This window comes from Dactylosporangium sp. CA-233914 (assembly GCF_050942935.1).
GTDB lineage: Bacteria > Actinomycetota > Actinomycetes > Mycobacteriales > Micromonosporaceae > Dactylosporangium.
The window spans coordinates 2,087,289-2,104,741 of sequence record NZ_CP192030.1; the positions used below are offsets into that span (position 1 = coordinate 2,087,289).

17 protein-coding genes are annotated in these 17,453 nt (G+C 70.8%); 11 read left to right on the plus strand and 6 right to left on the minus strand.

Annotated elements, in window-relative coordinates; all coding sequences use genetic code 11:
• The first annotated feature begins 79 nt into the window (after positions 1–79).
• The 7 genes from ACQPY0_RS09505 (at position 80) to ACQPY0_RS09535 (ending at position 5,988) form a co-directional block, all read left to right on the plus strand.
• On the plus strand, positions 80–226 hold the full coding sequence (locus ACQPY0_RS09505) for a hypothetical protein (RefSeq protein ID WP_432986984.1): 147 nt from the start codon (positions 80–82) through the stop codon (positions 224–226).
• Positions 227–305: 79 nt separating this feature from the next.
• Entirely contained in the window at positions 306–1,874 is a 1,569-nt protein-coding gene (locus tag ACQPY0_RS09510; RefSeq protein WP_432986986.1) for a hypothetical protein, read from the plus strand.
• An 8-nt stretch (positions 1,875–1,882) separates the two neighbouring features.
• A complete protein-coding gene (locus ACQPY0_RS09515) occupies positions 1,883–2,671 on the plus strand; it encodes a DUF1883 domain-containing protein (protein ID WP_432986988.1) in 789 nt (262 codons plus the stop codon).
• A 279-nt stretch (positions 2,672–2,950) separates the two neighbouring features.
• Complete coding sequence (locus ACQPY0_RS09520; protein ID WP_432986990.1) at positions 2,951–3,574, plus strand: hypothetical protein; 624 nt, start codon at positions 2,951–2,953, stop codon at positions 3,572–3,574.
• Positions 3,575–3,583: 9 nt separating this feature from the next.
• Positions 3,584–3,880 (plus strand): hypothetical protein, encoded by a 297-nt coding sequence (locus ACQPY0_RS09525; RefSeq protein ID WP_432986992.1) that lies wholly within the window; start codon positions 3,584–3,586, stop codon positions 3,878–3,880.
• A gap of 113 nt (positions 3,881–3,993) precedes the next feature.
• The gene (locus ACQPY0_RS09530) at positions 3,994–4,998 is read left to right on the plus strand and encodes a DNA-processing protein DprA (protein ID WP_432986995.1); all 1,005 of its coding nucleotides are present in this window, start codon (positions 3,994–3,996) and stop codon (positions 4,996–4,998) included.
• Positions 4,999–5,553: 555 nt separating this feature from the next.
• A complete protein-coding gene (locus tag ACQPY0_RS09535; RefSeq protein WP_432986997.1) occupies positions 5,554–5,988 on the plus strand; it encodes an NUDIX domain-containing protein in 435 nt (144 codons plus the stop codon).
• Between the two features lie 10 nt (positions 5,989–5,998).
• Here the strand turns inward: ACQPY0_RS09535 and ACQPY0_RS09540 are convergent, their stop codons facing one another.
• On the minus strand, positions 5,999–6,997 hold the full coding sequence (locus ACQPY0_RS09540; protein ID WP_432986998.1) for an ADP-ribosylglycohydrolase family protein: 999 nt from the start codon (positions 6,995–6,997) through the stop codon (positions 5,999–6,001).
• Between the two features lie 10 nt (positions 6,998–7,007).
• Positions 7,008–8,852 (minus strand): hypothetical protein, encoded by a 1,845-nt coding sequence (locus tag ACQPY0_RS09545; RefSeq protein ID WP_432987000.1) that lies wholly within the window; start codon positions 8,850–8,852, stop codon positions 7,008–7,010.
• Between the two features lie 56 nt (positions 8,853–8,908).
• On the opposite strand from ACQPY0_RS09545, the gene ACQPY0_RS09550 reads away from it, so the two are divergent.
• Both ACQPY0_RS09550 and ACQPY0_RS09555 read left to right on the plus strand, forming a co-directional pair.
• On the plus strand, positions 8,909–10,003 hold the full coding sequence (locus ACQPY0_RS09550) for an acyltransferase family protein (protein WP_432987003.1): 1,095 nt from the start codon (positions 8,909–8,911) through the stop codon (positions 10,001–10,003).
• The gene (locus tag ACQPY0_RS09555; RefSeq protein ID WP_432987006.1) at positions 10,000–10,392 is read left to right on the plus strand and encodes a GNAT family N-acetyltransferase; all 393 of its coding nucleotides are present in this window, start codon (positions 10,000–10,002) and stop codon (positions 10,390–10,392) included. The genes ACQPY0_RS09550 and ACQPY0_RS09555 overlap by 4 nt, the downstream gene beginning before the upstream one ends.
• A 72-nt stretch (positions 10,393–10,464) precedes the next feature.
• Here the strand turns inward: ACQPY0_RS09555 and ACQPY0_RS09560 are convergent, their stop codons facing one another.
• On the minus strand, positions 10,465–11,496 hold the full coding sequence (locus ACQPY0_RS09560) for a lysylphosphatidylglycerol synthase transmembrane domain-containing protein (RefSeq protein ID WP_432987008.1): 1,032 nt from the start codon (positions 11,494–11,496) through the stop codon (positions 10,465–10,467).
• 65 nt (positions 11,497–11,561) lie between these two features.
• Here ACQPY0_RS09560 and lhgO point away from each other — a divergent pair, with 65 nt between their 5' ends.
• Positions 11,562–12,743, plus strand: a complete 1,182-nt coding sequence (gene lhgO, locus ACQPY0_RS09565) for an L-2-hydroxyglutarate oxidase (protein WP_432987009.1) — start codon at positions 11,562–11,564, stop codon at positions 12,741–12,743.
• A 10-nt stretch (positions 12,744–12,753) separates the two neighbouring features.
• Positions 12,754–13,293 (plus strand): hypothetical protein, encoded by a 540-nt coding sequence (locus tag ACQPY0_RS09570; protein ID WP_432987010.1) that lies wholly within the window; start codon positions 12,754–12,756, stop codon positions 13,291–13,293.
• Between the two features lie 84 nt (positions 13,294–13,377).
• Here the strand turns inward: ACQPY0_RS09570 and ACQPY0_RS09575 are convergent, their stop codons facing one another.
• The 3 genes from ACQPY0_RS09575 to ACQPY0_RS09585 form a co-directional block, all read right to left on the minus strand.
• Positions 13,378–14,667 (minus strand): hypothetical protein, encoded by a 1,290-nt coding sequence (locus ACQPY0_RS09575; protein WP_432987012.1) that lies wholly within the window; start codon positions 14,665–14,667, stop codon positions 13,378–13,380.
• Between the two features lie 980 nt (positions 14,668–15,647).
• Entirely contained in the window at positions 15,648–16,037 is a 390-nt protein-coding gene (locus ACQPY0_RS09580) for a winged helix-turn-helix transcriptional regulator (RefSeq protein WP_432987013.1), read from the minus strand.
• Positions 16,038–16,060: 23 nt separating this feature from the next.
• Positions 16,061–16,711: a metal-dependent transcriptional regulator gene (locus tag ACQPY0_RS09585; RefSeq protein WP_432995127.1), complete on the minus strand. Its 651-nt coding sequence runs from the start codon at positions 16,709–16,711 to the stop codon at positions 16,061–16,063.
• Positions 16,712–17,453 lie beyond the last annotated feature (742 nt).

A 17,453-nucleotide genomic window follows, 5' to 3' on the forward strand; every position in this document is an offset into this window, starting at 1 on the left:
GGTGTCCGCTGCGCGGTGTGAGAACCTGCATGACACCACATCTCGAGCCGCAGAACAACTGCGGAGGAGGTGGTGGAATATGGCTCGAAACAACCGGCAGACCGGTTCGAACGCAGCTTCGGCGGCGGGCAAGGTGCTCGCAAACCCGAAGTCGTCGAAGGCGGACAAGTCGGCTGCGGCTAGCGCGCTGTCGCAGACGCCGTCGAAGCCCGGCAAGCGCAAGTAGCGTTACGTCTGCCCGGGTCCTACCGCCTGGGCAGCACGCCTCGCCGTAACGCTTTCAACGATGTTGCTCTGGATGCAACGTGACCGCGCCTAATCTTGATTTTCCTTGTTCTGCTCCTCAGTTGATTCCCGCTGGTGTGGTGCATCTGGATCCGGCGCCTGCGGTGTTCGAGGCGATGATCGAGGGTTGGGCGCGGCAGCAGCGGGTGAGGTTCCTGCAGTCAGACACCATTGATGGACGTGTCGACGTGGTTCGCCGGCTGGCGATGTTCAGTAATCAGTACCCCTGGCAGTGGCGTGCTGCGGAGGTCGAGGCGTTCGTCGACCAACTGCGTTCGGGTACCAGGCCGATCGCCGTGTCCACTGCTCGCGGCTACGTCGGCGCCCTGCGGATGTTCCTGGATTACGTCACCGACGCCCGTTACGGCTGGATGAACGTATGCGTGGAGCGGTTCGGCGAGGCGCCGCAGCAGGTGCTCGGCGAATGGAACACGATCGCGCACGTCACCGAGTACGAGGGCCGGCCGGGCCGCCGCCCGTTGAGCTACGACGAGGTGCAGGCATTGTTCGATGCCGCTGATGGTCGCACTGCAGCCGAACCGATCACTCACGACACCCTCGATCGACAACCGCAAACGCAGCCTCTGCACTACATTCGCGAAGTCCTCGTCACTTCAGGCGTGCTGCCCGCACGCGACGAACACCTGGAACGGCTAAGACCGTGGCTGGACCGGGTCCTTGCCGACAAGCCCAGCCATCACATCCGAACCGTCAAGCCGTTCGCACAGTGGTTCGTCCTGCGCCGGGCTCGGCGTTCCGCCGCCCGCAATGGAGGCTACCGCCGCGGCAGCGCCGACTACGCGCGCGCACGGATCCTGATCGCGTTGGAACTGCTTGCCTGGCTCGATCAGCACGCCCTGACTCTGGACGCGCTCACGCAACCCGTCCTCGACCGCTGGCTGGAGGACGGCACGACCGCACGGCGCGCGGTCCGTTCCTTCCTCGGCTGGGCCCACGAGCGAGGGCTGGCCACGAAACTCGCCGTCCCGATGGCAGCCAGAGCCGCCCCGACGGTACTGCTCGACGATGACGATCGCACAGCCCAGCTGCGCCGCTGCCTCACCGACGAGACGCTGGGCCTCGACCTGCGCGTCGCCGGGACGCTGATCCTGCTCTTCGCGCTTCCTTTGACCCGGGTGCTCCATCTTCGCGGCACCGACGTCGTCCGCGACACGGACCACACCTACCTCCTCGTCGACGGCCACCGGCTGCTACTGCCGCCGCGCCTCGCCGACTTGATCCAGCAACTCCAGGCCCGCGCCGGCGCACGCTCGACACTCGCACGGATCGACCGGGCACCAGGATGGCTGTTCCCAGGGCAGATAGCGACACGACCGGCTCACGACAACGCCGTCGCCAGCCGACTGCAGCGTGCTGGCATCGACAGCTTCGCCGGCCGCAACGGCGCGCGCCTCGCCCTCGCCGCAGACCTGCCCGCCTCCGTCCTCGCCGATCTGACCGGACTGCACATCACCACGGCCATGCGATGGACCTCCTGGGCCAAACGGGACTGGGCACAGTTCATCGCGGCGCGAGTGGCCAGAGATTCGAAAAGACCCATCAGGCCCGACGGCCACGACAGATTGTGAGAAAGGGTATGAACTTCCAGCACTACGATCTCGGCCAGCTCAAGCGCGGCGCCGTAGTCGTTGTCCAACTCCGGGGGAACGCCGCGAACGTGCGCCTAATGGACTCAAGCAACTTCTCGAGCTACAAGAACGGGCGCCGGCACAGCTATACCGGAGGCCTTGCCAAGACGTCGCCGGTCCGACTCGCCGTCCCCCGCGGCGGTCATTGGCACGTGACCATCGACCTGGCAGGGCTCCGCGGATCCGTGCGAGCCAGTGTGAGCGTTGAACCGCCTCCACTGCCGGCACTGCGTAGCAGCACGATGACCGCCCCACTGAGCCAGATCCGCCACGAAGCTCCACCGCAACTCAACAACGACAACACCCAAGTCTGGGATGTGTTCATCTCGCACGCCAGCGAGGACAAAACCCTGGTCGTCAACCCGCTCTCCGATCGACTGCGCGAGCTCGGCGTGACCGTCTGGCTCGACGCGTTCGAACTCCGCATCGGCGACAGCCTCCGCCGGAAGATCGACGCTGGCCTTGCCGGCAGCCGATTCGGCATCGTGGTGCTGTCCCGGTCCTTCTTCAGGAAGGGTTGGCCACAGTATGAACTCGACGGCCTCGTCACCATGCAGGTCTCCGGCAAGCAGAGCCTGCTTCCGATCTGGCATGAGATCACCAAGGATGAGGTAATGGCTCAAAGCCCGTCGCTCGCAGACAAGATCGCTCGCAGCACTGCTCAATACACGATCCAAGAGATTGCCGACGAGATCGCCAGCGTTGTCCGCCCCGACCTGACCGTCGGCGCCGCGTGACGAATACTGCATCCTTCGAATAGGTGTCCTCCACCAGTAAACCGGCCATGCCCGGCGGGTCCCCTCCAGGGGCACCTTGAGATCAGAGCGTCATTGGCGAGTCTGACCAAAGGGGTGTCCCCCGGGCCCTACCGTCCGGGGGACTTTCCGTTGCTCAGGGACGGCGGCACCTGCATCAAGCACACCCTGTCGCCGCGTACGCCCGCGGACTGCACTGGCAGCTCAAGCCGGAATACGAGTCGCGGCTGCGGGAGTTGATCCGGCATTACGGTGAGACTCGTGTCTGAGCCCCACGACGAGCCGGGTCCCTTGGAGCCCGCCCGGCTGTTCGCCGCCTTGCAGCACGGCGCTGCGGATCTTCCGCCGGTGGTGTCGCCGCGGGACGTAGTGATCGCGGCGGCTGGCACCTGGGGCCGGTACGGCTCGCTCGTCGTCCTCCGGCGTGACTGGGCGGAAGACAACGCGCTGCTCGACGACGTGTACCTGCTGGAACGTTCTCCTGCTGGCCAGTGGTCGGCTCCGAACGGCTCCTCGGGCTCCGGCATGCCGGAGTGGGTGCTCGACCGTCCCGCCGGGCCCCTGCCGGACTCGCGCGGCAGCGACTTGATGAATCTGGGTGCCCAGATGGCCAACGTCGGCGGCCGCTGGCTGGCGGAACTGACCGTCATGGCAAGCCGGGCCATCACCGCCATCGAGGTGCGGTACGGGGATGACGAGATCTCCGTCCCGGTCCCGCCCAGCGGCCTGGTGACGCTTCCCGGGCTGGTCCGCTCACCCGATGATGTCGCCGAGTTCCGAGGCTACGACGACGCTGGGAGTCTGCGGGCTGTCGAACGCTACTGGCCCTTGACCGAGCACGACCGCCGCACGGGCTGGCCCGGCGAGTCGTTGTGGGCCGTATAGTGGCCGGCCGTGATCACCGTCGCTGGATGGGTCTTCGAGACGAACGTCGTCCGCTTCCTCGAGTACCTGAGTCGATACATCGACTACCCGTACGACGCCGCGGACGAAGACGCCCTGATAGGAGCCCTCGACGGGACAGACGATGAGTCCGACACCGCGTGGTTCGAGTATCCGCTTCAAGGAACTCCGCCTGTCATGGTCTCCCTGGCCCAGGCGGTGGGCGGGAGTGTCGTCAGCGTCCGCGTCCACGGAGAACTCGACAGCATCCTTGCGGCGCGGATCGACACGATGCTTGATCTTTTATGACGCACCATTGCGGTGAATGGTCCGCATGCTTGCTCCCACAAGGGCCAAGGGAGACAGCCTGCTGGGCAGAGCCGATCAGCTGACGTGCCGGACGAGATGCTTGTCGAACGCGTGTGTTCGAAGGCGAATACCTAGGTGGTGACCAGGTCAAGCCGGGCATGCCGCCGGTGCCGGCGGCTCCTAGGATCGAAGCCATGCCGGAAGATCGCCTAGCCGAGGCCGCCGCCCTGGTGGCGTTGCTGCGTCGGCGGGGGGCGAAGTGGGCGGACGTGACGGCGGAGGTGCTTGCCGAGGGCGAGGCCCTGCCCGTGCTGCGCCGGACGCTGTACTGCGGTGCGACGCTGTTCGACGACGACAGCGCGTTCGACGTCGCGCTCAGGGATGCGTCGGCCGAGGTGAACGGCTGGTTCGCCGACGGCATCGGGGTGCATTGCCTGTTCGACGACTCCTACCCGGCCCAGCTTCGTGACATTCATCAGATGCCGCCCTTGGTCTTCACCCGCGGAACCCTCGCCAAGGATCGGCGAGCCGTGGCCGTCGTCGGAACGCGCAGCCCCACCGAGCGCGGCCTCGCGATCGCCCGAGACGCGGCGACCGCCCTGGCCGGGAGCGGGGTCACCGTCGTATCGGGGCTGGCGAAGGGCATCGACACCGCCGCGCACCAGGCAGCGCTGGAGGCGGGTGGACGCACGGTGGCGATCATCGGGACAGGAGTGAACCAGCACTACCCAGCCGCCAATCGCTCGCTGCAGCAGCGGATCGTCCGCGAGGGTCTGGTGCTGAGTCAGTTCTGGCCCGAGGCGTCGCCGACCAAGCAGGCGTTCCCCATGCGCAATGCGGTGATGAGCGGATACGCCGCGGCCACCGTCGTTGTTGAGGCCGCGCATCGAAGTGGTGCGCGAATGCAGGCCCGGCTGGCGCTTGAGCACGGCCGGCCCGTGGTGCTGGTCGATTCCCTCCTCGTGCATGACTGGGCCCGCGACTATGCCTGGCGGCCCGGGGTGACGGTGGTCAGTAGCGCCGATCAGCTGCTCGCGGCCGTGGACTACATTGTCAGCCAGATTCCGGGCACATTGGACCCATTTGAGGGGCTGCCTTCTCTTGTCCGAGGGTGGTAACAACAGCGACTGGGCCGTTGCGGAGCGGCTCGCGGAAACGCAGCGCCCGTTTCTGCGAAATCCAACTCTCCGTGGAACTGCTCCGGTCTCACGCAGGTCCGTGCCGGGACGGGCGGCAGCCCGCACCCGGCCCACGCGCGATGCCGAGGTTCTGGTACGCGCACTCTTTTCCGTTCCGCCTGTCCGCCGAGCCGGGTAGCGGCTGCGGCGAGCAGGTTGGCGTACCGGTCACGTTCCTGGACTGGGTCGAACCGTGGGTCAATTGTCGTTGGCCAGAAGGAAATCCGCGGCAACATGGTCAACAAGGCCGGGACTGCTTGGCCGGCTACGACGACTGAGGGGATCTCGCTGAGCGCTCCACGCGAGTCGCTCACGCTCTGCCGCGCGTTGATCGGCGAAGGACGCCGGGGCGGTCGCCGTCGTCGCGGTGGTGCTGGGTCGTCATTTCAACCCTGCCTACCGGCCGGCCGCGCCGATGATGGAGCGGCTCCGACCGCAGTCATTCGATATCGCGCGATGCTGCCTTGGGCATTTGCCACAGATTACGGTCGGCGGGTGACTCTGGATGTGCGTGTCGCCGCGGTCGTGGTCGAGGATGATCGGATTCTCCTGCTGGACCAGGACACCGAAGGGGATCGGTCGTGGTCGTTGCCGGGCGGCAAGGTCGAGGCCGGGGAGACGATCGAGGCGGCGCTGGAGCGTGAGGTGCGGGAGGAGACCGGCCTGGAGGTGCGGGTCGGCGATCTGCTGTACGTGTGCGACGTCGTGCCGGCGCGCGTCGTGCACCTCACCTTCCAGTGCCGCCGGGTGGGCGGCGTGCTGGGGGCGGTCATGCCGGGGGTCGACAGCCGGCCGATCCGCGCGGTGGGGTTCGTCGAGCTGGCGGACCTGCCGGCGCTGGGGTTCGGTGAGCGGTTCGTGGAGTTGGCCCGGGCCGGGTGGCCGGGCGCGGGCTCGTACGTGGGGCCGAAGAGCAGCATCGGCCTGTAGCAGGGGAGCGTCAGGACCAGGCGGCAGTGAGGCGGGCCAGGTGCGGGCCGTACTCGATGCGCTCGTACCAGTCCGTCGGCCAGGCGGGCTCGTTGTGGGCCGCGCCCGCGAAGGCGCCCGTCAGCGAGGCGATCGAGTCCGAGTCGCCCGAGGAGGCCGCGGCGCGTGACAGGGCGTCCACCGGGGAGTCCGGGAACAGTAGCAGGCAGTACACCGCCGTCGCCAGGGCCTCCTCGGCCACCCAGCCGGCGCCGCCGGCCGCGCACGGGTCCGCGTTCGGGCCGATGCGGTGGACCGCCTCCTCCAGGCCGGTCAGGACCTCCTCGCACTCGTCCCAGCCCTGGGCGATGAAGGCCTCCGGCGACGGGGCGTCCGATCGGCGCCACAGCTCGTCGCCCAGCCAGTCGGAGCGGTAGAGCGTGCGCTGTGAGGAGCAGCGGGCGCGCAGGGCCGCCGGGAGTTCGGCGATCGGCAGGCCGTCCAGGAGCCAGCGGATGGCGAGCGCGGTGAGCTCCGAGGCGGCCAGGCCCGTCGGGTGGCCGTGGGTGAGGGCGGCCTGCAGCTGGGCCGAGCCCGCCCGCTCGTCGTCGGTCAGGCCGGGGGCCAGGCCCATGGGGGCCACGCGCATGTTGGCGCCGCAGCCCTTCGAGCCCGCCACCGTCGCCTCCCACCAGGGCCGGCCGCGGTTCAGGGCGGCGCACGCGGCCATGCACGTGTTGCCGGGGGCGCGGTTGTTGTCGGGGCCGGCCCACCAGGCGATGAACGTCTCGCGCAGGTGGGGCTCCAGGCGGCCGGCCGTGAGCGGGCCCTCCGCGAGGGCGGCGACCAGGGCGTCGCCGACGGCCAGGGTCATCTGGGTGTCGTCGGTGACCAGGGCGCCGGGCGGCAGGTCGCGGGGGCCGCGCTCGCCGTACACCTGGATGATCTTGTCGTAGCTCATGAACTCCGTCGGGGCGCCGAGCGCGTCACCGAACGCGAGCCCGAAGACGGCCGCCTTCACCTTCGCCATCTGCCGAAAGCTATACCCGCACGACCTCGACGTGCGAGCCGGGGTGGCGGGCCCGCACCTCGCGGGCCCGCTGCTCGGCGAGGTCGGACAGGGCGAGGAGGCGGACCGGGCCGGGCATCGAGGCGACCGAGGCGTCCAGGCGGCCGGGGGAGGTCACCGGCAGGTGGTTGTAGATCGCGCCGGCGGTGGCGCCGGAGGTGCGCTGGAGGGTGGAGAGGAACAGCGTCATACGGTACGACTCGTAGCCTGTGTCATCGCCGACGACGATGACCGGGGCCGTGGCGGGCAGCTCGGCGTGGGCCCGCAGCAGGATTGCGGCCTGGGCGATCCGGGCCGGGATCGGGCCCCGCACCCAGGCGCTGCCCCACGAGCCGCCCAGGTGGGGCTGGTACGGCGTGTCGCCCCGCCCCGCCCCCGTCAGCGCGACGATCGCCACGAGCGCCGGCACCGCGGCCGGCAGCGAGCGGTGGCGGCGGGACACGGCCGGGGGCGGCAGGTGCAGGGCGACCGCGCCGGCACCGGTCAGCAGGAGGGCGAAGACGAGGTACAGCGCCTTGTTCGCGTAGTAGCCGCTGCCCACGCCGAAGAGGCGCTGGCCGGCCAGCAGGATGCCGGCGAACGCGGCGACCGGGACGAACGCGAGCGCGTACGCGCGCCAGATCCGGCTGTGCCGGCCGCGGCGGGTGAGCAGGCCGGTGGCGACGAGGGCGGCCAGGGCGAGCAGGGCGTCGCGGCTGAGCACGAGGTAGCCGATGACGAACAGGGCGCCGGCCTGGTCGGCGTAGAGCAGCCCGTAGGCCATCGGGCCGGTCGCGGCCAGGCCGCACGCGACCGCCAGGGCCAGCGCGACCGGGCGGGCGGACAGGCGCCGCCAGTGGGTGCCGAGCCAGATCAGCGCGGCGAGGCCGGCCGGGGGCAGGTACAGGTAGTACGTGAAGCCGACCGCGGCCAGCAGTACGGCGACGAGCAGCAGCTGGTCGCGGGTGCGGGCGAGGGGACGGATCAGCAGGGCCAGCAGCAGCACCGCCTCGGCCAGGCCCAGCACCTGGCTCGGGTAGCCGAAGCTGAGCAGCTCCAGCATCTCCCCGGCGGCGCAGACGGCGGCGATGACCGCGGCCAGGGTGAGCCGCCGGGCGGGGGTGAGGGCGCCGGCCGCGATCCACTGGGCCGCCCAGACCAGGGTCAGGGCGAGCAGGACGTAGCCGCCGAGGACGTAGCCGAGGTAATGGGCGAGCATGGCCGTCGCGCTGCCGTTGTCCCCGACGAAGCCGTCCAGGACAGCGGCCAGCAGGTGGGAGCCCTGCGGGTAGTCGATCATGCCGCCGTAGACGTACTGCTCGGCGCGGGCGTGGTCGGTGAACAGGTAGCCGCCGGTGCGCCGGATCGCGTCGAAGACGGCGGCGTGGCGGGCCAGGTCCTCGCCGTCGAGCATGATCGCCAGGCGGCCGGCCGGGGTGGCGTGCCAGACGGGCCAGGCGGCGACCACGCCGACGACGGCCGCCGCGGAGACGGCCACCGCGTCCGACCAGCGCGGTCTCGGCAGGCTCGGGCGGCGTCCGATGGTGATGAGGACGGTCGCGGCGGTGCCGGCCACGGCGACCGGGTGCAGGCCCCACGGCCAGTACGAGAACACCAGCCCGGCCAGGCAGGTCGCGCCGAGCAGGACGCCGGTGGCGAGCATCAGGCGGTCCAGGAGGCTGCGCCCGCCCCGCAGGAGGGACGCGGTGGCGATCAGCAGCAGGGGCGGGACGACGAATGCGGCGTGGATCGCGTACAGGGCGATGACCAGCAGCCACGCGAGCGCGACCGGGGCGGGGATGCGCAGTTGTACACGCCAGGAAGGGGGGAGCGGCACGGAGGTATAACGATTTATCGGGAAACTTCGTCATTGTCCGGATCGTTACGCATTTCGTGGCCACCCTCCGCGACCGGTACGACCCGAAGGCGAACGGCCTCGGCCTGCTCCGGCTGGCGTTCGCGCTGACGGTGCTCCTCGCCCATTCCTGGCCCCTCGGCATCGCCCGTCCCAACCCCGGCCAGGGCCTCACCCGCGGCCAGACCGACCTCGGCACCCTCGCCGTCGACGGGTTCTTCGTCCTGTCGGGTTTCCTCGTCGCGGCGAGCGCCCGCAAGGGCAACGCCCTGCGCTTCGCCTGGCACCGCTTCCTGCGGATCTTCCCCGGGCTGTGGGTGTGCCTGGCGGTCACCGCGCTCGCCGCCGCGCTCACCGGGCACGCCGGCGGTCCCGGGTTCGTGCGGGAGAACTTCTTCGGCGCTGTGCACCAGTGGGGCATCGGCACCCTGTTCCAGGACACGCCCTACGGCCGGCTCGTCTCCGGCAGCGTCGTCAACGGGTCGCTGTGGAGTCTCGTGTACGAGCTGCTGTGCTACTGCGGCCTCGCCGCGCTCGTCGCGCTCGGGCTGCCCCGCCGCGCCCCGTGGCTCGTGCCGGTCCTCGCCGCCGGCGCCTACCTGGTCCTCGTGGTCGACGCCCTGCACGACCCGACGACCCCGCACTACCGCGGCGGCCTCGGCCCGTTCCCGCTGCTCGGCTACGTCGACCTGCAGCTCGCCTGCTACCTGGGCTTCCTGTTCCTGCTCGGCGCGTCCGCGCAGCTGTACGCGCACCGCATCCCGCTGCACCCGGCACTCGCCTGCTCCAGTTTCCTGATCTTGGCGATGAGCCTCGGGTACGGGGGCTTCTTCGTCGCGGGCTACCCGGCCTTCGCCTATCTGACGCTGTACGCCGCCTGCGTCGTCCCGCCCCGCCTGCACGGCGTCGGCCGCGAGCACGACTACTCCTACGGCATCTACATCTACGCGTTCCCGATCCAGCAGGCGGTCGCCCACTTCGGCGGCGGGGCCTGGGGCCCGCTGCCGTTCGCCGCCCTGTGCCTGCCGCCGGTCCTGCTCGCCGCCGCACTCTCCTGGCACCTGGTCGAGCGCCCGGTCCTGGCGCTCAAGCACCGCCTGCCGATGCCGCGCCACCTAACCTTGGCCCGGTGACGCTCACCTACGCCTGGCGCGCCCCGTTCACCTCGGCCGAGCTCTGCGACCTGCACGCGGCCTGCTTCGGCGGCGGTTTCAGGGATTGGTGGGAGCAGGTCAACGCCCACAGCCTGGGCTGGGTCTGCGCCCGCGCGCGCTCCGGCGCCCTGGCCGGCTTCGTCAACGTGGCCTGGGACGGCGGCGAGCACGCGTTCGTCCTCGACACGATGGTCGATCCGGCGTACCGCCGGGAGGGCGCCGGCACGCGCCTGGTGACCCTGGCCGCCGAGCGGGCCAGGTCCACCGGCTGCCGCTGGCTGCACGTCGACTTCGAGCCCCACCTGTCGACGTTCTACCTGGAGCGCTGCGGCTTCGCCCCGACACCGGCGGGAGTCGTCGCCCTCTGACGCCCTCTCGCTGCGCGCGGACAGGGGGCAGCGATTCGGGACCGCGGCGGCCTCCAGCCGGACCCGGGCGGATCAGGCCTCGGAGGCGGTTGGTGCCGGTGCCGTGTGCCGGATGCGGCGCAGGCCGACCGCGGCCGAGGCACCGGCCGCCGCCACGTCGGCCAGGGTGAACAGCAGGCGCGAGACCAGGGTCAGGGCCCAGGCGGTCGGCCACGGCACGCCCAATCCGGACAGCGCGATCGCCATCAGGAACTCGCGGGCGCCCAGCCCGGACGGGGCGACGATCACGAACGTGCTGATGCTCATGGCCAGCGCCATGGCGAAGACGCTGCCGACCAGGCCGTGCAGGCCGGGCAGGTGGGCGCGGACCAGGAACCAGACGTGCAGCCCTGCGGCGAGGTAACCCACCGCGCACCACGCGCTGCTGACCAGGACCGGCTTCCAGGTCAGCGGGCGGTCCAGGGCCGGGCGGCGCAGGATCCGCATGGCCCGGCCGACCAGCCAGGTCAGCAGGGGCGGGTAGCAGCAGGCCAGACCGAACGGCAGCAGGATGACCGCGCACCACACGGCGATCGCGGCGAAGGTCTGGTGGCTGGTCGCGTCGGCGCCGTCGAAGGCCACGCCGAAGCCGGGAGAGGTCAGGACCAGGCCGACCGTCACGCCCAGGCCGGTGACGATCGCCGAGCCGATGAAGACCTTGGCGCGCGAGACACCGACCCGGCGGCCGAGCTCCATCTGGACCACATACGCCCAGACGGTGCCGGGCAGATACTTGCCCAGGGCGCCGATGAGCTGGATGGGGGCCGCGTCGCGGATGCGCAGGGGGTGGTCGAGGCTGCCGACCATCGCGCGCCAGGCCATCATCGTGGCCCACAGGCACGCCACCGCCGCGGCCAGCGACGCGATCAGCGACGGCCACGACAGGCCGCGGAAGGTTGCCGACACCGAGGACCACTGCTGGACGGTGGTGGCGACAATGAAATACGCGATGGCGAGCGCCGCGAGGATGCGCACCGCCTGGATCAGGCGCGCTCGCCAGGGCCGGGCGGGCTTTGCCGGCGCCGCTGGGGAGGCCGGGCCGTCGTCCATCGCAACCCCACTCACGGTCGGTCACGCTAGCACGCCATCTTGGACCCCTAAGATGGCGCGATCGGAGTAGAGGAGTCGCCGTGCGGTACGTGGTCATCGGTGGGGGAATTGTCGGGCTGGCCGTCGCCCACCGGCTCGTCCTGGACCAGCCCGGCGCCCGTGTGACGGTGGTGGAGAAGGAGCAGGACTGGGGCGCGCACCAGACCGGGCACAACTCCGGGGTCATCCACGCCGGGGTGTACTACAAGCCCGGCAGCCTCAAGGCGACGCTCTGCAAGGCCGGCAGCGCCTCGATGGTCCAGTTCTGCGCCGAGCACGGGATCGCCCACAAGGTCACCGGGAAGCTCATCGTCGCCACCGCCGAGGAGGAGCTGCCGCGGCTTCGGGCGTTGTACGAGCGAGCGAAGGCCAACGGGCTGCCGGTGTGCGTGGTGAGCCAGGCGGAGGCGCGGGAGTACGAGCCCGAGGTCGCCTGCGTCGAGGGCATCCACGTGGCCTCGACCGGCATCGCCGACTACAAGGCGGTGTGCGTCAAGCTCGCCGAGGTCGCCGAGAAGGCCGGCGCCACGCTGCGCCTCAACACCGCCGTGATCGGCATCCGGGCCACCGGCCGCGAGGTGGTTGTCCGGACCACGACCGGCGACATCACCGCCGACGTGCTCGTCAACTGCGCCGGCCTGCACGCCGACCGGGTGGCGCGAATGGCCGGGATCCGGCCGCCGGCGCGGATCATCCCGTTCCGCGGGGAGTACTACGAGCTGCGCGCGGACCGCCGGCACCTGGTCAACGGGCTGATCTATCCGGTGCCGGACCCGCAGTTCCCCTTCCTCGGGGTACACCTGACGAAAATGGTCGACGGCAGCGTCCACGCCGGACCGAACGCGGTGCTGGCCATGGCCCGCGAGGGCTACACGTGGGGGAGGATCCGGCCGCGGGACATCGCCGACGCCGCCTCCTACTCCGGGCTCTGGCGGCTGGGGCGCAAGCATTTGCGGTACGGGATGACGGAGGTTCGCCGGTCGCTGTCGAAGAAACGCTTCGCCGACAGCCTCGCCCGGCTGGTGCCCGCCGTGACCGCCGCGGACCTCGTCCCGGCCGAGGCCGGCGTGCGCGCGCAGGCCATCACGCCCGCCGGCGACCTGGTCGACGACTTCCTCATCGTCACCGAGGGCCGGCAGGTGCACGTGCTCAACGCCCCGTCCCCGGCCGCGACGAGCTCGCTGGAGATCGCCAAGTACATCACCGCGCGGCTGCCGGTATAGGGTGCCCGCTGTGCGAAGGGTGCTGATCGCCGTCGTTGCCCTGTCCGCGCTGCTCGTCGCCGGCTGCGACGACGCCGGCGCGAGTCCGGCTGCCGCCCAGTCCTCGACCGCCCCGGCCGCGGCCGCCGGCGGCGCCTGCCAGCTGCTCGACTACGGCATGGTCAACGCCAAGCTGGGCCTGAACCTCTCCGTCGCCGCGGGCGCGTCGATGGACAACACGTTCACGTGCGTGCTGCAGGCCGCCGGCGCCAGCTATCCGGACCTGGTCCTGTCGGTCAGCACGACGACGATCGGCGCCGACGTCTTCGGCTCGAACATCCAGCCCAAGGACGCCCAGCCGGTCCAGGGCCTCGGCGTCGCGGGCTACCAGATGCCGACTCCGGCCGCGGGCAAGGCGGGCCCCGGGGTCGAGGTGGGATGGCTCGCCGGCAACAAGCGCATCATCCAGCTGTCACTGCGGTTCGCTCCCGGAACCGGCGACGACAAGGCCGCCGAGGCGATGCCGAAGCTGGTGGAGCTGGCCAAACTCATCGACCTGAGCAGCCTGTGATGGCCTGAGCGCGCACGGGAGTCGTGTTTTGGCCGGGATTTGGACGGGTGGGGTAGGGTGAGGAAAGCGGCGCGGCACCCGGTCCTACAGCCCGGCCGCCGCCCGAGCGGTCGCGAACTGCTCCTCCGGGTCGCCGAAGTAGCGCCACGGCCAGACCGCCGCCCGATCCCCGGCCCGCTCCAGGTGCGCCCGGGCCAGCACGGGGTCATGGGCGTGGTGGTAGAACGCCGCGAACGCCTGATGGGCCGCCATCGCCCATGGATGCGCCCGCAGGTCGCGACCGCCCGGCCCGGATTCGCCACCCTGGCCGCCACGCTCGTCGGCGTCGCCCTCCGACCCGCCGCCCCCGCCGCCCCCGCCGCCCACGCGGCCCCCGAGGGCCTCGTGTTGCCGTTCGCCTTCGCGGGCGCCGCGTTCGCCCGTGGCGTATTCGTGTTCGCCGGCGGCGTGTCCGTGTCGGTGCGTGGCGTGTTCCGGGGCCGCGTGTTCGGGGGCGCCGGACCCGTGCGGGGTGGCTTTGCGGGCGCCGGATTCGACGGCGGCGGGTTCACGGGCCTGGATGGTGGCGTTGTCGGCGCTAGGCTCGCGCTGGGTGGGCATGCCGGCATTCGAGCCGGGGGAGGCGGCGAGCAGGCGGGCGGAGGCCGCGTCGGTCTCGCGGCGTACTTCGGCGTTGGCGAAGTATCGCCACGCGCGCCAGAACCGCCCCACCCGGTTGCCGCGCAGGACGCTGTCCACGTAGCCCTCGATGTGGGCCAGCGCCACCAGCGCGTGCAGCGGATGGCCGTCCGGGCGCTCGGCCGTGCGGACCTGGGCGAAGGCGACGACCTTGTGCTGGCTGCCGTACCAGCGGCGGGTCAGGGCGGTGAGGTGGCGGGTGTGTGCCGCGTACAGGTCGGGGGCGAGCACGCACGCCCGCTTGAAGACGTCGGCGACCTCGGTGCGGTGCAGCGGGGCGCAGATCACGGCGCCGGCCAGCTCGCTCCACGGGACCGGGTCGTCGCGCGAGAGGGTCGCTGCCTGGCGTAGCGCCGTCCTCGCCTCGGCGATCAGGGCCTGCTGGCGCTGGACCAGGCGGTCGGTGACGATCGGGCGGTGGCCCGTGCTCTCGCGGGCCGACCAGGCCGCGGCCGAGAGCGAGGCGCCCAGGAGCAGCCAGCGCTCGGGGTAGTACGGCTGCTGGGCCGCCAGCTCGCGCAGCTGCTCGATTCGCAGGACGCCGCCGGCGCCCAGCGCCGCGACCGCCTGCTCGCGGCGGTCGACGTCCGTTGTGTCGGCGATCAGCTCCAGCGCCGGCGAGGGATCACCGTCGTCGGTCAGCGACCAGAGTGCCTTTTCCAGTATTTCGTCCGTGTGCGCCTGCTCAAAAACCACTAACTCAGACTAAGTACTGAAATATCGGGTCAGATGGTGCGCTCGCCATATCGTTCTCGGATCGCCGCGATATCACCCGGGCGTCGGTGCTCCCAGCGGAATCAGGGCCGCCGGCGGCCATCTGGTGCGGTGGGCCACCGCGGGGCGATGAGTGCTCGCCGGGCAGATCCCGCTCGCTGGTGAAACGGGCTCGCCGAGCGAACGGGGCGCCGCTCGCCTGCGAACGGGTCGCGCTCGGCGGGCAAGCGAGGCGGCGTGCTCCGCTGACGAGCGAGGTGGGGGTGCGGCTGGAGTGGTCGGCGGTGCGGGGGCGGGTGCTCAGCCGGCGAGCGACGCGGCGCTCACCGGCGGACGAGGCCGTGCTCGCCGGCGATCCCGGGTCGCGCTTGCCTGGGCAAATGAGCTGGCGCACTTGCTGGTGATCGACGCGACGAACCCGCCGGCGGCCCGGCCTGCCTTGGCAAGTGAGCTGGCGCACTTGCCAAGGTGGACGACGCGACAACCGCCGCCGGATGTGGCCGTGCTCACCGGCGGTCCTGGGCTGCATTTGCCGGGGCAAAGTGAGTTGGCGCACTTGCCGGATGGTCGACGCGACAACGCACCGGCGACCCGGGCCGTGCTTGCCGGGGCAAAGTGAGTTGGCGCACTCGCCGGATGGCCGATGCGACAACTCGCCGGTGACCCGGGCCGTGCTTGCCGAGGGCACGTGAGCTGGCGCACTCGCCGGATGGTCGACGCGACAACGCACCGGCGACCTGGGCCGTGCTTGCCGAGGGCACGTGAGCTGGCGCACTTGCCGGATGGTCGACGCGACAACGCACCGGCGACCCGGGCCGTGCTTGCCGAGGGCACGTGAGTTGGAGTACTCGCCAGGTGAATGATGCGGCGTCCGCCTGGCGAGCTGGGTGGCGCTTGCGCTCGGCGTGCGAGCGTAAGCGGGTGGTGCTTGCCGGCTCAGCGTATGCGCCGGAGTGCGGCGATCATGCGCCCCGCTCGTCGTATCGTGCCCGGGCGGTGGCGATATCACCCTGGTGCCGGCGGGCCCAGCCGGTCAGGGCCGTCAGCGTTGTGCGCAGTTCGAGGGCCATCGGGGTCAGCGAGTACTCCACCCGGGGTGGCACGGTCGGGTAACAGGTTCGGACCAGTAAACCGTCGCGCTCGAGGTTTCGCAGGGTCAGCGTCAGCATCCGGCGGCTGATGCCCGGGATCGCGCGTTCCAGGCCGGAGAACCGGATCGGTCCCGGCGAGGCGGCCACCAGGATGCAGACGCTCCACTTGGACCCGATCCGGTCCAGGATCTCCTCGACCGAGCACCGGCCGCACGGGGGTGGCGGACCGGTCTCGGGTCCAGGGCCGGCCGTGGTCACCACCTCCCGAAGAGCGACGGAGGGCTTCAGGCCGCGGCTACGAACACGCGGGAGGCGACCTCGCGCGGGAGGCGGATGCGTTCGCCCTCGCGGTCGATCGACACGCCGTCGCGCTCCTGGGCCACCGTCACCGTCGCGCCCGGGTCGATGCCGGCCGTGTGCAGCTGCCGCAGGACGTCCGCGTCCGTCTGCACCGACTCGCAGATCCGGCTGACGATCACCGCGCCCGCGAGGCCGGGGAAGGCCAGGTTGCGCTCCGGGTCGGGGACCTCGTCGGGCGCTGCGCCCTGCAGGCTGTCCAGGCCTGGGATCGGGTTGCCATACGGCGAACGGGTCGGGCGGCCCAGCAGCTCGTACACCCGCTGCTCCACGGCGTCGCTCATGACGTGCTCCCAGCGGCACGCCTCCTCGTGGGCCTCCTCGTAGGGCAGGCCGATCACGTTGACGAGCAGCAGCTCGGCCAGGCGGTGCTTGCGCATCACGGCGACCGCGTTCTCGCGGCCCTGGTCGGTCAGGGCGAGGTGCCGGTCGCCCTCGACGATGAGCAGGCCGTCGCGCTCCATCCGGGCGACGGTCTGACTGACGGTGGGGCCGCTCTGGTGCAGCCGCTCGGCGATGCGGGCGCGCTTGGGAACGACGCCCTCCTCCTCGAGCTCCAGGATCGTCTTCAGGTACATCTCGGTGGTGTCCACCAGATCGTTAATGGGTACCACCGTCCTCGCTCGGGGCACAGCCTTCAGGTGCCACAGCCGCCGTCCATGTCATTTTCGTGTACCAACAGGTGAGTTTAGTCGCAAAGCTGATCATCAACCACCGGGGCCAACCCTGACCGACCAGCGCAAACGCGCCCGCATCTGCTGCCGCATCTCCGAGGACCGTGAGGGCCTGGAGTGCGGCATCGGAAGCCAGGAGCAGGACTGCCGGGAGTTGGCCGCCCATCGAGGTTACCTGGTTGCCCAGGTATTCATCGAAAACGACGTCTCCACCGGCACCCGCGGCGGCAGGCCCCGGCCGGAGGCGGAGCGGAACTGACGATCCCTCCACGGCCGACGGCCGGCGACCGCTGCCGGGATCCCCGCAGGCTGCCGGCCTCATGCCGATCGGCGGGACGGTCCGCGACGTGATGCGCCCGTGGTACGACTGCGGGCTTGAAGCGTCCGAACGGCAAACCGTGGACGACGCCGGACAGTGGCCAGAAGGTGCTCTCGAGTCCCAGGACCGCAGGCCGTCGCCGAGGGAACCGGCCGGCGATCATCGAGGGCGGGATCCACGAGACGTGCAGCCCTGGGATCCGTCACGGCAGGAATCTCGCGGGTCCGCTGCGGGGCTGCGCGTGCATCGACATCATTCCGCCGCTGTATCGCACGAGATGAGGTTTTCCGAGTAACCATCAGTAACTTTGCGTAGCTGGTATCCCCG